Consider the following 14,100-nt stretch of genomic DNA (forward strand, 5'->3'; position numbering starts at 1 on the left):
ATGGAGGTTGGCCGGGGTGGACGCTCAGGCGCCTTCTTCGATGTATTGGGGGACGGCGAGGGCATCGGTGCTGATGCCCTGTGGCACGAAATCGAAATCATAGCCGAATGCACGAGGACCGACGGATTCAAGCGCGATCGCGCTGCGCAGCAGCACCGGGGCCGGCATGGAGAGCACGTCGATACGCAGGCCGTAGCGCAATTCCTCCGTGCCGATGGCGCGGCCGGTCTCGGAATCGACGATGCAGATCAGGTCCGGCACCATGGTGATGATGCCCTCGCCTTCGCGGGCGATCAGATATTCGTTCTGGATCTCGATGGCGATCGAGCGGCCGGCATCGTCTTCAAGCCCGGCGACGGTGAGTGTGCCGCGGTTGAAACCGGCTGCGATGCGACGGGCGATATCGGTGACCTTGCCACGCATCAGGCGCACGCCGCCCGATTGCCTGAGGATCGCTTCCACCGGATCTTCCTTGGCGGCGCGGGCGTTCAGCACGGCATCGCCGAGGCTCCAGGCCTGGCTCGTCGTGTGCGGCACGCCGTAGCGGCGCACGAAGTCGCCGGACATGGGCGCCGTCGTCATCAGTGCCGTACAGCCCATGGCGATCGTGCTGGCGCGCAGCAATTTCTCCAGCATCTTCGGCGTGGTCGCCTCGGTGACGATGAGGACGTTGCCGTCCGCATCGGCCAGCGCCGCTGGCTGGACGGGCTGGCCGTGAATGAAGAATGTGGTCATCTGCACTTCGGGGAAGGCGCGGCCCATGCCGTCGGCATCCACCACAGGCAGGTCGACCATGGCGGCGGTCAGCATGGGTGAAAGGCCGTTGCCGCCGCCCACCTCGTCGCCGAGCAGCGCATCGACCTTGCGGCCCATGTGGTGTTCGAGGGCATGGAGCAGCCGCACGCCCTCAGCGCCTTCGGCGATCTTCTCGATGCCGACGGTTGGCGCGCCAATACCGCCGATGCCGATGATCTGTGCGTCGGGCGCCATGTCGGCCGGGCGCACCATGCGGATGCGCTTGCCCTCGCGCAGCAGTGCCTTGGCACGCAGCGACGCATGATAAGTGCTGCCGCCGCCGCCGGTGCCCAGAATGCCGCAGCCGATGGCGATGCGGTCGATATCCGCCTCGGTGAGCGTCCAGTACTTCATGCCCTGAGTTCTCCAATGACTTTCGCCGCGATGCGCACGGCGTTGCCGGGCAGGTAGGCCAGCGGCGTTTCCTCGATTTCGGCAAGGCTCACCGTTTCGTGCGCTGCACCCGCTTCGACAGCGCGTGCGCGCGCTTCGGCAACGATGGAGTCCAGCGCCTTCTCCCGTGTCGTGCCTTCCAGGGAGACGACGCTGTCCACTTCGCCGGAGACCTGCGCGATGGCTGCGCCGATCGCATTGGCGGAGCCGAAATGATCCGGCTTCAGCGACACCGAGGTGCCCTCCAGCAGCCCTTCCACGAGCACCGAGCCGCCACCGACGAGGATAGCCGGGATCGGCTCGGCGCTCGGTTTCATGCGGTCGAGAACCGTCTCGATGCTGGCTTTCATCTGCGCCAGCATCTGTCGGGCGAATTCGGGTGTGATGTGGCTGAGCCGGTCGCGGTCCCCGAGATCGACGAGGCCGGCGGCCACTGCGATGTCCGTCGCCGTCAGCGTGTCGCCACCGAAGCAGAGTGCTTTTTCCGGCAGGCGGAAGCCGACCGAATCCGGGCCGACTGTCGAGGGCGGTCCGGACCGCACGATGCTGCCACCGCCAAGGCCGAAGGAATAGACGTCCGGCACGCGGAAATTGGTCGGCACACCGCCGATCATCGCCCCTTCGCTGCGCGTGCGCGGGAAGCCGGCGACCAGCATGCCGATATCGGTGGTGGTGCCGCCGATATCGATCACTGCGGCGTCGGACAGTCCGGTCAGAAAGGCCGCTCCACGCATGGAGTTGGTCGGGCCGGAGGCGATGGTGAAGACCGGATAGCGCTCGGCGAAGTCCGCCGCCATCAACGTGCCGTCGTTCTGGGTGAGGTAGAGCGGGCAATCGAGGCCGAGTGCGACGAAGGCCGAGCGGAAGGCGCCGACGGTCTCGTGGCCGAGCTTATGCAGGCTTGCGTTGAGGATCGTGGCGTTCTCGCGGGGCAGAAGGCCGGTACGGCCGACACGGTGCGACAGGCTGATCGCGGCGTCCGGCATTTCCTCGGCAACGATTTCGGCCGCCTCGTTTTCCATGCGAGGATCCACCAGGGCGAAGACCGAGCAGACCGCGACGGCGGAGATGCCTTTGGCACGCCAGTCGCGACAGGCGGCACGGACTGCGGCCACATCAAGTGGGGCGATTTCGGAGCCGTCGTAGTTCACGCCGCCGCCCACCATGGCTGCGCCGCCTTCGACGATGGGACGCAGGGTGTCGGGCCAGTCGATCATCGGCGGCAGAGAGCGCGTCGCTGCGCCGCAAAGCCTGAGAACACCGACCTTTTCAAGATGGCGCCCTTCGACGACGGCGTTGAGGAAATGCGTCGTGCCGATCATGACAGCGTTGACGGCGGCGGCGGTGATGCCCGCTTCGGCGAGAACCGTGCGGATTGCCGCGCCGACGCCCGAGGTCACGTCAGCCGTGGTCGAGGCCTTCACCGTTGCCAGAACCTCGGTGCCGCGCAGCAGCGCCGCATCCGTATTGGTCCCGCCCACATCCACCCCAATGCGCAGCATGGGTCATCCTTTCTTCTTGCCGCCGAGGTCCGTGCCGCGGCCGATCGCGGTGGTTCTCGTGCCGAATACCTTGTAGAGCCGCAGGACCGCCGAACTCGTCACGCGTTTGACGCCGGGCAGCTTGCCCAGTTCCTGATCCATGAATTCGAGAAGCGCCGCGTGATCGGCGACGAAGAGCGAGGCGCTGAGATTGGCTGTACCGCTGGTCGCGGCCAGGTAGCCGATCTCCTCGTACTCCGCGAGCTGGATGGCAACGTCTTCTATCTTGCCGGCTTCGACCTCGATCAGAAGCTCGACCTGCACGTCACGTCCGAGCGCCACGGGATCGGGAATGGCGCCGATCACGATCATCTTCGCCTGGAGCAGGGCGGCGATGCGATTACGGATCGTGCGTTCGGAGACGCTGCCGATCCGGCCAGCGATTTCCGCCGCCGAGAGGCGCCCGTCCTCTGAGAGATAACGGATGATCTCGCGGTCCAGATCGTCAACGACATAACGCTGTGTCATGGGGCGTTCCATTTCGGCCTGTTTTGAGCAGTAAATTTCCGAAACGGAATTGTGTCAAGAATATTTCAGCCGCATAGGGTGAATTTTTCCGAAAATGACCCGGATATGGTCCTTGGCGTACGATTTGTTGCCGAATCGGAAATTAGCGGAGTGCCATGACGTGTCGTCTGGGTGGCGCGCTAGGGTTTGCTGATCCTTTTGAGGGGATCTCTGTCAAGGCAGGCGAGCGCACCAGGCGGCGCTGAGGTGGGGCGACCCCAGCACGGCTGCTATCCGTGCTTGGTGCTTGTCACCACTCGTCGGGTGCCTGATCCTGACGCAACTGCTCGGTGGATGCCATGTCGGTGACGAGATGGGTGGCATGGCCGCCCTTGAGCACGGCACGGATAGCATCCGTCTTGTTGGCGTCGCCGGCCACGCACAGTCGCCGCGGGAGGCTGAGCAGATCGTCGAGTTCGATGCCGATGACGCGGTTGTCGAAATCGTCGGTATTCTGCCGTCCTCGCCGTCGATGAAGCGGCAAATCAAGACCGCGGCGGCGCCGAGATTGCACCATGATGGCCGCGCAGAATTCCGCGGAAAGTTCCCGGTTTCCCGCAGATGCGCCGGTGACTTGCACCACGCTCAGGCCCTCGGGGGGGCGGGCAGTTCCAGGGTGATAAAAAATACATAAAGGCATAAGTATTTCTTTATGTCTATTGACAATCCGGCCCGGATACCATGAAGTCCTGATGTCGTGGTTCCCTGGAGCGGCTCTGCCTCTCCAGGGCTAAGAGGGAATCCGGTGCGCCGATCATTCGGCAATGCCGGGGCTGCCCCCGCAACTGTAAGCGGTGAGCCGCTGTCCAGGATGTCACTGAGGCGCCTGCCTTGGGAAGACGGACAGCAGTGACGACCCGTGAGCCAGGAGACCTGCCAAGACGAAACAACGTCCACGGGCGGGGTGTCCCGGTGGTTGCTGCGGTCCGTCTTTGACGGGGATGGCCGCACGCGTCCGCTTACCCATGCCCCCACCAACCAATGGGGTATGACAATGTCCAACAAAACTCTCTCGGTCGGCTCTCTCGGCTTTCCGCGCATCGGCCGCCACCGCGAATTGAAGTTCGCGCTCGAAGGTTTCTGGTCCGGCAGGATCACCGAAGACGATCTTCTTGAAACTGCGAAGACGCTGCGGGCGGAAGCCTGGATGCTCCAGCGCGATCGCGGGATCACCAAAATCCCCTCGAACGACTTCTCCTTCTACGACCATGTGCTCGATACCGCGGTCATGGTCGGCGCAATCCCGGCGGATTATGGCTGGGAGGGCGGCGACGTGCCGCTGTCCGTCTCTTTCGCCATGGCGCGCGGCAGCCAGGAGGGGAGGCACGCCGGTTGCGGCCATGCCCATCACGGCCACGGCGTTCCCGCGCTCGAAATGACCAAGTGGTTCGATACCAACTACCACTACATGGTGCCGGAGGTTTGCGAGGATCAGGTCTTCACGCTGACCGGGCAGAAGCCGGTCGATCATTTCCTGGAGGCCAAGACGCTTGGCATCCATACGCGTCCGGTCGTGCTTGGACCGGTCACGTTTCTGAAACTTGCCAAGGCTCGTCCCGCGACCTTCAAGCCGCTCGATCTTCTGACAAGGCTGCTGCCGGTCTATGAAGCGTTGTTCCGCCGGTTGCACGCCGCCGGTGCGGACTGGGTGCAGGTGGACGAACCGGTCCTCGCCCTTGACCTGACCGAAGGCGAGCGCCATGCCTTCAAGGTGGCGTACGCGGCCTTCGCGGCGGCCGTTCCTGAGCTGAAGATCATGCTCACCACCTATTTCGGGTCGTTGGGCGACAATCTCGATGCCGCGGCCGCGCTTCCGGTCGCCGGCCTCCATGTCGATCTGGTGCGCGCTCCGGAACAGCTTGATGCGGTTGCAGCGGCTATGCGTCCCGATCAGACCCTATCGCTCGGCGTCGTCGACGGCCGCAACATCTGGCGTGCAGACCTTGCCACCCTTCTGGAGCGGTTGGCACCGGTCGTTGCCGCGCGCGGGGTCGATGCCATCGAGGTCGCCGCGTCGTGCGCATTGCTGCATGTCCCTGTCGACCTCTCCCTGGAGACGGCACTCGACGAGGATCTGAAAGCCTGGTTGTCCTTCGCGACCCAGAAGCTGGATGAACTCGCGATCCTCGGCAGGGGCCTGGCCGCGGGCAAGGATGCCGTCCGGCAAGCCGTCGACGATGCCACGCAGGCGATCACCGCCCGGGCCTCCTCGCCGAAGGTGACTGATCCCCTCGTCCAGGGCCGCATGGCCGGTATCGACGGGGGAATGAAGAAGCGTATGAATGCCTTCGAGGATCGGCGGCGCCTGCAGGCGGCGGCGATCGGGCTGCCGCTGTTTCCGACGACGACGATCGGTTCGTTCCCGCAGACCGGCGAGGTTCGCAAGGCGCGGTCGGCGCATGCCAAAGGTACCCTCAGCTATAAGGACTACGAGGCATTCCTGCAGAAGCAGACCGAGGACGCCATCCGCTGGCAGGAGGAGATCGGCCTCGATGTGCTCGTTCACGGCGAGTTCGAGCGCAACGACATGGTGCAATATTTCGGCGAGCAGCTCTCCGGTTTCGCCTTCACGCAGTGCGCCTGGGTGCAGAGCTACGGATCGCGCTATGTGCGCCCACCGATCATTTTCGGCGACGTCTCCCGCCCCAACCCGATGACGGTACGGTCGTGGCGTCACGCCCAGTCGCTCACCGAAAAGCCGGTGAAGGGCATGCTGACGGGGCCGGTGACGATCCTCAACTGGTCCTTCGTGCGGGACGACGTTGCGCGCAGCACGGTTTGCCGGCAGATTGCGCTCGCCATCCGCGACGAGGTTCTGGATCTCGAAAGGGCTGGTGCGAAGCTGATCCAGATCGACGAGGCTGCGCTTCGTGAGGGCCTGCCGTTGCGCCACAGGGACTGGCGGCACTATCTGGACTGGGCGATCGAATCCTTCCGCCTTTCTTCGGCGGGCGTCGCGGACGAAACCCAGATCCATACCCATATGTGCTATTCGGAGTTCAACGACATCATCGCGGCCATTGCGGCGATGGATGCCGACGTTATCTCCATCGAGACGTCCCGTTCCAGGATGGAGCTGCTCGATGCCTTCCGGAGCTTCAAGTATCCGAACGAGATCGGCCCCGGTGTCTACGACATCCATTCGCCGCGCGTGCCCGACGTCAAGGAGATGGCAGACCTCATCACACTGGCGCGGGAGCGTCTTGAGGATCGCCAGATCTGGGTCAATCCCGATTGCGGCCTCAAGACCCGCAAATGGGAAGAGGTAAAGCCGGCGCTCCTGAACATGGTGGAAGCGGCGCGGCAGCTGCGCGGGTCGCGCGCTGCGGCGGCCTCGGGGCGGTGAGCACCACGCGCCGATCGACGATGCCGGGAGCAATCCCGGCGTCTGCGGGGCCGCGTGGTCGCACTGGCCGCTGCCGGCGAATTGTATTGCTGGCCGGAGCAACGAGCACGACGGCTTGCGCGCAGTTTCGGTGGCTCAGGAGGATGCTTGCCTTCCTGTCACAAGAGGAAACGCCGGGCAATCGCCGTCACCTCCCGGGTGAGACCGGCCAGCCGATCCGCGGCGAGGCGGTTTATCTGCCAGGAGAGCGGAATGTCGAGGGGGGTCTGTGGGCGCAGTGCCACCAGCCGCCCCGTCTTCAGATGCGCTTCAGCGAGCGGTTCGGGGTTCATACCCCACCCCAGGCCGGCAAGGCTCGCATCAATGAAGCCCTGCGTTGAAGGCAGCCAATGCGCCGGGCAGGCGAGGTCCTGCCCGAAGACCTGGCGGACCCAGCGGTTCTGCAGGCGGTCCTTCTGGTTGAAGACGAGCGACGGCGCGCGCATCAGCGCCTCGACCGTGACGCCTGCCGGGAAGTGCCGCTCCATGAAGTCCGGGCTCGCCGTCGCATGGTAGCGCAGCGTGCCAAGCGACAGGCGGCGACAGCCCTGCACCGGTTTCTCAAGGCTGGTGACCGCTGCCAGAACGCGGCCGCGCTGCAGCCATTCGGCGGTGTGATCTTCGTCGTCGATCGCGACATTCAGCAGATAGGGCGCATCCTTCGAGAAGTTCGCTATGGCTGTGAGGAACCACGTCGCGAGGCTGTCGGCATTGGTTGCAATGTGCAGTGTGACGGCCTTGCGGGTTTCGTCGGGCGGGGCGAGGGCCGGCAACTGGTGCAGCAGCTCGCTTTCCAGCATGCCGACATTCTCCATGTGCCGGCAGAGCCATTCGCCCGTATCCGTCGCGGTGCACGGGTTGCCGCGCGCGATCAGCACGGTGCCGAGCCGTTCTTCCAGCTGCTTGACGCGCTGGGAGACGGCGGAGGGTGTCACGCCCAGAAGGCCGGCCGCCTTTTCGAAGCTACCCGACTGCACCACGGCAGCGACGGCGCGGAGAGCGGAATAGTCGAACACGAGTTAGTTTTCCTTAATTGGAGTAAGAAGCATTAATTATACTAAATAATCTTGCGGCGCTATGGGGGACATAGCGAAGAGGGGGCACCGCCGCGCATGAGCTTTTCCGTCTATGTCACCGGCCTTTCCATGGGCCTCAGCCTGATCCTCGCCATCGGCGCGCAGAACGCCTTCGTGTTGCGGCAGGGGCTGCGCAACGAGCATGTCTTCGCCATCTGCCTTACCTGCGCCCTGTCCGACGCGATACTGATCCTCATCGGCATCACCAGCTTCCGGCAGATCGCCGCGGTGCTTCCCTGGCTCGAGCCGGTGATGCGCTATGGCGGCGCTGCGTTCCTCGTCTGGTATGGCGCAAAAAACCTCTGTTCCGCTTTTCGCTCCTCCGGCGCGCTCTCGGCGGGGGAGGGGAAGGCTGCCGGCCTCGGCAAGGCGCTTCTCACCTGCCTTGCGCTCACCTGGCTCAATCCGCATGTCTACCTCGACACGGTCGTATTGTTGGGCACGATCTCGACGCGCTTTCCCGGCCTGGAATCCTCTTTCGCCGCTGGCGCAGTGACGGCCTCGTTTCTGTTCTTCTTCTCGCTTGGCTATGGTGCGACGAAGCTGCGGCCGGTCTTTGCCAATCCAGCCGCCTGGCGGGTGCTGGAGGGGATTGTCGCGGTGACAATGTGGCTGATCGCCTTCAAGCTCGCCAGCGGTCTATGATCGGCAGCACAGAGGGGGAGCCATGACTATTTTTCGCGGCCTTTCGGCCTTTTCCATCACGCCGACAGATACGGCCGGCCGTGTTGATACGGTCGCGCTTGCCGGTCTGCTCCAGCGCATCCAGGCTGCGGGTGCTGATTCCGTTGGCCTTCTCGGCAGCACCGGCGGCTATGCCTTCCTGTCGCGCGACGAGCGGCGCCGGGCTGTCGATGCGGCGATGAAGAGCGTCGGCGGGAGGATCCCGCTCATCGTCGGCGTCGGCGCGCTGCGCACCGACGAGGCCGAGGCGCTCGCCCGTGACGCAAAGTCGGCCGGGGCCGATGGCCTGCTGCTCGCCCCCATGTCCTACACGCCCCTGACGGAGGAGGAGGTTTTCCAGCACATGGCCGCGGTTGCGACGGCGGGTGGCCTGCCGCTCTGCATTTACAACAATCCCGGCACCACCCGCTTCGTCTTCGGCGAAGGCCTGATCGCACGACTTGCACGATTGCCTGATATTGTTGCCGTCAAGATGCCGCTGCCGGCGGACGGTGATTTCTGCGCGGAACTCGCCCGGCTGCGCGTCCTGACGCCGAAGGATTTCTCCATCGGCTACAGTGGGGATTGGGGCGCGGCGCAATCGCTGCTTTCCGGCGGCGATGCCTGGTACAGCGTCTCGGCCGGCCTGCTTCCCGCCGAAGCCCTTGCGCTCACCCGCGCCGCGATGGCCGGTGACCGGGCCGACACGGAGCACCGTGACGGTTTTTTCCAGCCGCTCTGGGTGCTTTTCAGGGAGTTCGGCAGCTTCCGTGTCATGTATGCCATCGCCGATCTTCTCGGCCTTTGCTGCGTCACGCCGCCGCGCCCGATCCTGCCACTCGGTCCCGATGACATGCCGCGGGTGAAAGCGGCGCTTGAAAGCCTCGGTCTCAGGATCTGACACCCTTCGATCGGCGCTGAACCATGTGCCAGACGGCATGCCTTGGCTTCGTTCGCGTCATCGCCAGCGTGATCGTCCTGATACGGCCCGCGAAGACGAGACCCGTTGCGGCAAGCCCGTAGCGGCACGCATTCCCCCCTGTGCTGGCTGTCGGGCATGCGCGCCCGGCTTGCGCCATACGCTTTGGCAATCCGCGTGGCCTGAGCGGCGACCGTGTTCTCACACCGTCAGGTGGCGGCGGGCTTCTTGCGTGTCGAGCGTCTCGGCCGCGCCCTGGTGCACGATCTCGCCGCGGTCCATGATGTAGACGTGGTCGGCAAGCTCGCGGCAGAAATCGAGGTATTGCTCGACCAGCAGGATGGCCATGCCGGTGGAATCGCGCAGATATTTGATCGCCCGGCCGATATCCTTGATGATCGACGGCTGGATGCCCTCGGTCGGCTCGTCCAGCACGAGGATTTTTGGGCGCGTCACCAGCGCCCGGCCGATGGCGAGCTGCTGCTGTTGGCCGCCCGAGAGATCGCCGCCGCGCCGGCCGAGCATGGATTGCAGTACCGGGAACAGGCTGAAGATCTCGTTCGGGATGAAACGCTCCGAGCGCTTCACGGGAGCATAGCCGGATTCGAGGTTTTCCTTGACTGACAGCAGCGGGAAGATTTCTCGCCCCTGCGGCACATAGCCGATGCCGTGCTTGGCGCGGTTGTAGGGCGCCATGCCGTCGAGCTTCACGTCGTTGAACGTGACGGTGCCGGCGGAGAGCGGGTGCTGGCCGGTGATGGCACGCAAGAGGCTGGATTTGCCGACACCGTTGCGGCCGAGCACGCAGGTGATCTTGCCCATCTCGGCGGCGAGCGAGATGCCGCGCAGTGCCTGGGCGGCACCGTAGTGGAGGTTGGCTTTTTCGACGGTCAGCATGCGTCGGCTCCTTTTGTGGTGGAGGCCGTGTCATCTCCCTCTGCCTTGCCGGTCTCCCCCGCAAGGGGAAGGCTGTCGCATACGGAATTCGACGTAGCCGTTTTCCCCTTCTCCCCAGCGGGGAGAAGGTGGTCCGAAGGGTCGGATGAGAGGTTGATACGGAAGGAGTCTTCCGCTTTTTTGCCTTCGGCATCCCCCTCATCCGCCTGCCGGCACCTTTTCCCCGCTGGGGAGAAGGGGATGTAGCAACGGTTTCTCGCCATAGGCGATCGCCCTCCTCTTGCGGGGGAGACCGGCAGGGCAGAGGGGGGTGCCCAAGCAACCTGCTCCAGCGAAAGAAACACCGAATACATCCTCACCTCCCCAGATAGTTCTCGATGACCTTCTGGTCGGCGCTGACGAAATCGATCGAGCCTTCCGCCAGAACCGAGCCTTCCGCAAGGCAGGTCACCTTCACGCCGAGATCGCGGATGAAGCCCATGTCGTGCTCGACGACGACGACCGAGCGCGTCTTGGCGATTTCCTTCAGCAGGATCGCCGTCTCCGCCGTCTCGGCGTCCGTCATGCCGGCGACGGGTTCGTCGACCAGCAGCAGTTCCGGCTCCTGCGCCAGCAGCATGCCGATCTCCAGCCATTGTTTCTGGCCGTGGCTGAGGTTGGCCGCAAAGTCGTCCTTGCGGTTCATCAGGCGCACGGTCGAGAGGATTTCCTCGATGCGTGCCTTGTCCTCGGCGGTCAGGCGATAGAACAGCGTGGAGAAGACGCCACGCTTGCGGTTCAGCGCCAGTTCCAGATTGTCCCAGACGGTGTGGCTCTCGAAGACCGTCGGCTTCTGGAATTTTCGGCCGATGCCGAGCTGGGCGATCTCGGCCTCGTCCTTCTGGGTGAGGTCGATTACGCCCTTGAAGAAGACTTCGCCGGAATCCGGCCGCGTCTTGCCGGTGATGATGTCCATCATGGTGGTCTTGCCCGCACCGTTCGGGCCGATGATGGCGCGTAGCTCGCCGGGCTCGATGACGAAGGACAGCGAGTTCAGCGCCCTGAAGCCGTCGAAGGAGACGGAGACGCCGTCGAGATAGAGGATGCTGGTGGGCTTTGCATTGCTTGCGAGCGTGTTCATGCCGATTACTCCGCCGCCTGGGGTTCTGCCGCCGCAAAGGTGCGCGCCTCTTCGACGGCTTTCGCCTTGCGATAGTCCCTGCGCCGCTCGACAAACTGCCGCGCGGTGCCGACGATGCCCTTGGGCAGGAACAGCGTGACGAGCACGAAGAGCCCGCCGAGCGCAAACAGCCAGAATTCCGGGAAGGCGGCGGTGAAGATGCTTTTTCCCCCATTGACGAGGATGGCGCCGACGATCGGGCCGATCAGCGTGCCGCGCCCGCCGACCGCCGTCCAGATGACGACCTCGATGGAATTGGCCGGGTCGAACTCACCCGGATTGATGATGCCGACCTGCGGCACATAGAGCGCACCCGCGACGCCCGCCATCATGGCGGAGACCACGAAGGCGAAGAGCTTCATGTGCTCGACGCGGTAGCCGAGAAAGCGCGTGCGGCTTTCTGCATCGCGCACGCCGACGAGGATTGTTCCATATTTCGAGCGCACGATGCCCGAGGTGATGATGAGCGAGAGGGCGAGCGCGATGGCGGAGGCGGCGAAGAGCGCCGAGCGCGTGCCGTTCGACTGGATGTTGAAGCCTAAAATGTCCTTGAAGTCGGTGAGGCCGTTGTTGCCGCCGAAACCCATGTCGTTGCGGAAGAATGCGAGCAGCAAGGCGAAGGTCATCGCCTGGGTGATGATCGACAGGTAGACGCCATTGACGCGCGAGCGGAAGGCGAACCAGCCGAAGACGAAGGCGAGCAGGCCGGGCACGAGGATCGCCATCAGCGCGGCGAACCAGAACATGTCGAAACCGTACCAGAACCAGGGCAGTTCCTTCCAGTTGAGGAAGACCATGAAATCCGGCAGCAGCGGATTGCCGTAGGAGCCGCGCGCGCCGATCTGGCGCATCAGGTACATGCCCATGGCATAGCCGCCGAGCGCGAAGAAGGCGGCGTGTCCGAGTGAGAGGATGCCGCAGAAACCCCAGACGAGATCGAGCGCCAGCGCCAAGAGGGCGTAGGTGAGGTATTTGCCGAACAGCGAGACGATGTAGGTCGGGACGTGCAGCGGGTGGTCCGGCGCGGTCAGCAGGTTCAGCGCTGGCACGAGGGCGGCGAGGACCAGCAGGATCGCGACCGTGATGACGATGTTGCGCCCGAGGGCTTTTGCGAGAAACGAGGTGATCATGCTTCCACCGCCCTGCCTTTGAGTGCGAAGAGCCCGCGCGGCCGCTTCTGGATGAAGAGGATGATCAGCACGAGCACGAGGATTTTACCCAGCACCGCGCCGGCATAGGGTTCCAGGAACTTGTTGAGGATGCCGAGCGTGAAGGCGCCGACCAGCGTGCCCCAGAGATTGCCGACGCCGCCGAACACCACGACCATGAAGCTGTCGATGATGTAGCCCTGGCCGAGGTTCGGCGAGACGTTGTCGATCTGCGAGAGCGCGACGCCGGCAATGCCGGCAATGCCCGACCCCAGGGCAAAGGTCAGCGCATCGACCCAGGGCGTGCGGATGCCCATGGACGAGGCCATGCGGCGGTTCTGCGTGACGGCGCGCATCTGAAGGCCCATCGGCGTCTTCTTCAGGAGGAAGAGCAGGAAGGCGAAGACGGCGAGCGCAAAGAGGATGATCCACATGCGGTTCCAGGTGACCGTGAGGCCGCCGAGCTCGAAGGCGCCGGACATCCAGGACGGGTTGCCGACCTCCTGGTTGGTCGGGCCGAAGATCGAGCGCACGGCCTGTTGCAGGATCAGCGAGACGCCCCAGGTGGCGAGCAGCGTTTCGAGCGGCCTTCCATAGAGGAAGCGGATGATGCCGCGCTCCATGACGAGGCCGACGGCGCCGGTGACGAGGAAGGCGAGCGGCAGCGCGATGGCCAGCGACCATTCGAACAGGCCCGGCCAGGCGGCGCGGATATAGGCCTGCACCACGAAGGTGGTGTAGGCGCCGAGCATGACCATCTCGCCATGCGCCATGTTGATGATGCCCATCACGCCGAAGGTGATGGCAAGGCCGATCGCCGCGAGCAGCAGCACCGAGCCGAGCGACAGGCCGTACCAGATGTTTTGCGCGCCGGCCCAGAGCTCAAGCTGGTCCTCGATCTCTCGGATGCCGGCCTCGATATCGGGGCGCAGGCTTTCATCGGCGGAGGCGAGCGCCCCGGAGAGCAGCGACAGCGAGTCCCGCCCGCCGGTCTGGACGACCGTCGCGACGGCGGCCTTCTTCTCCTCCACCGGGCGATCTGACACCAGGATGGCGGCGGCGCGGGCCTTTTCGAGCACGGCCTTGACCGCACCGTCGGTTTCCGCGGCAAGCGCCGCGTCCAGCCCTTCGAGCGCATCGGCGGATGGCGTGCGCAGAATGGTGCTGGCCGCCTGAAGGCGCACGGACGTGTCGGGGCTCATCAGCGTCAGGCCGCCGAGCGCGGCACGGATCACCCGGCGCAGCCCGTTGTTGACCTTGACCTTTTCGAGCGCGGCCTTGGCTTCCTCGCCCGCCGCATCGCCCGTCAGGGCGTCGATCAGCGCGAAATTGGCGCCGGCCGGCTTGACGATGAAGACGGTGCCGTCGGCCTTGCGCTGATAGAGATCACCTTCGGCGAGCGCTTCGAGGGCGGGCACGATCTTGGGATCGCCGGTCTTCGCCAGCGCTTCGACCTGTTTCCGGTTTTCCTGGAAATTGCCGCCGCCGAGCGCATTGACCATGCTGCGCAGGTCGTCTGCCGCGCGAAGGTCGGTGGCGAGCAGCGTCACCATCACGCAGACGGCGATGAGCAGGCATTGCAGGAAACGATGGATGAGCCGCATGTGCATCTCATGG

12 protein-coding genes and 1 riboswitch are annotated in these 14,100 nt (G+C 64.6%); of the genes, 3 read left to right on the forward strand and 9 right to left on the reverse strand.

Annotation, left to right across the window (positions count from 1 at the left end; genetic code table 11):
- Positions 1–24: 24 nt before the first annotated feature.
- The 4 genes from EXZ48_RS19125 to EXZ48_RS19140 form a co-directional block, all read right to left on the reverse strand.
- Positions 25–1,149 (reverse strand): DUF917 domain-containing protein, encoded by a 1,125-nt coding sequence (locus tag EXZ48_RS19125; protein WP_130517675.1) that lies wholly within the window; start codon positions 1,147–1,149, stop codon positions 25–27.
- Positions 1,146–2,690 carry a hydantoinase/oxoprolinase N-terminal domain-containing protein gene (locus tag EXZ48_RS19130; RefSeq protein WP_130517677.1) on the reverse strand — a complete coding sequence of 515 codons (1,545 nt, stop codon included), beginning with the start codon at positions 2,688–2,690 and terminating at the stop codon, positions 1,146–1,148. The genes EXZ48_RS19125 and EXZ48_RS19130 overlap by 4 nt, the downstream gene beginning before the upstream one ends.
- A 3-nt stretch (positions 2,691–2,693) precedes the next feature.
- The gene (locus EXZ48_RS19135; RefSeq protein WP_023515766.1) at positions 2,694–3,197 is read right to left on the reverse strand and encodes an Lrp/AsnC family transcriptional regulator; all 504 of its coding nucleotides are present in this window, start codon (positions 3,195–3,197) and stop codon (positions 2,694–2,696) included.
- Positions 3,198–3,486: 289 nt separating this feature from the next.
- Positions 3,487–3,819 carry a sugar-binding domain-containing protein gene (locus tag EXZ48_RS19140; RefSeq protein ID WP_245290284.1) on the reverse strand — a complete coding sequence of 111 codons (333 nt, stop codon included), beginning with the start codon at positions 3,817–3,819 and terminating at the stop codon, positions 3,487–3,489.
- Positions 3,820–3,917: 98 nt separating this feature from the next.
- A riboswitch (cobalamin riboswitch) is annotated at positions 3,918–4,132 on the forward strand.
- A gap of 98 nt (positions 4,133–4,230) precedes the next feature.
- On the opposite strand from EXZ48_RS19140, the gene metE reads away from it, so the two are divergent.
- A complete protein-coding gene (metE, locus tag EXZ48_RS19145) occupies positions 4,231–6,582 on the forward strand; it encodes a 5-methyltetrahydropteroyltriglutamate--homocysteine S-methyltransferase (RefSeq protein WP_050746689.1) in 2,352 nt (783 codons plus the stop codon).
- A gap of 158 nt (positions 6,583–6,740) precedes the next feature.
- Here metE and EXZ48_RS19150 read toward each other — a convergent pair whose 3' ends face one another.
- Positions 6,741–7,637 carry a LysR family transcriptional regulator ArgP gene (locus tag EXZ48_RS19150; protein ID WP_050746688.1) on the reverse strand — a complete coding sequence of 299 codons (897 nt, stop codon included), beginning with the start codon at positions 7,635–7,637 and terminating at the stop codon, positions 6,741–6,743.
- Between the two features lie 96 nt (positions 7,638–7,733).
- Here EXZ48_RS19150 and EXZ48_RS19155 point away from each other — a divergent pair, with 96 nt between their 5' ends.
- Complete coding sequence (locus EXZ48_RS19155) at positions 7,734–8,342, forward strand: LysE/ArgO family amino acid transporter (RefSeq protein ID WP_023512952.1); 609 nt, start codon at positions 7,734–7,736, stop codon at positions 8,340–8,342.
- Between the two features lie 22 nt (positions 8,343–8,364).
- The gene (locus EXZ48_RS19160) at positions 8,365–9,261 is read left to right on the forward strand and encodes a dihydrodipicolinate synthase family protein (RefSeq protein WP_050745719.1); all 897 of its coding nucleotides are present in this window, start codon (positions 8,365–8,367) and stop codon (positions 9,259–9,261) included.
- A 219-nt stretch (positions 9,262–9,480) separates the two neighbouring features.
- Here the strand turns inward: EXZ48_RS19160 and urtE are convergent, their stop codons facing one another.
- From urtE to urtB, 4 genes are all read right to left on the reverse strand, one after another.
- Positions 9,481–10,176 carry an urea ABC transporter ATP-binding subunit UrtE gene (gene urtE / locus EXZ48_RS19165; RefSeq protein WP_050745718.1) on the reverse strand — a complete coding sequence of 232 codons (696 nt, stop codon included), beginning with the start codon at positions 10,174–10,176 and terminating at the stop codon, positions 9,481–9,483.
- A gap of 355 nt (positions 10,177–10,531) precedes the next feature.
- Complete coding sequence (urtD, locus tag EXZ48_RS19170) at positions 10,532–11,296, reverse strand: urea ABC transporter ATP-binding protein UrtD (RefSeq protein ID WP_050745717.1); 765 nt, start codon at positions 11,294–11,296, stop codon at positions 10,532–10,534.
- A 5-nt stretch (positions 11,297–11,301) separates the two neighbouring features.
- Positions 11,302–12,465, reverse strand: a complete 1,164-nt coding sequence (urtC, locus tag EXZ48_RS19175; RefSeq protein ID WP_050745716.1) for an urea ABC transporter permease subunit UrtC — start codon at positions 12,463–12,465, stop codon at positions 11,302–11,304.
- Positions 12,462–14,093 carry an urea ABC transporter permease subunit UrtB gene (gene urtB / locus EXZ48_RS19180; RefSeq protein WP_050745715.1) on the reverse strand — a complete coding sequence of 544 codons (1,632 nt, stop codon included), beginning with the start codon at positions 14,091–14,093 and terminating at the stop codon, positions 12,462–12,464. The genes urtC and urtB overlap by 4 nt, the downstream gene beginning before the upstream one ends.
- Between the last annotated feature and the right edge of the window lie 7 nt (positions 14,094–14,100).

This window comes from Shinella sp. JR1-6 (assembly GCF_004284735.1).
Lineage (GTDB): Bacteria > Pseudomonadota > Alphaproteobacteria > Rhizobiales > Rhizobiaceae > Shinella.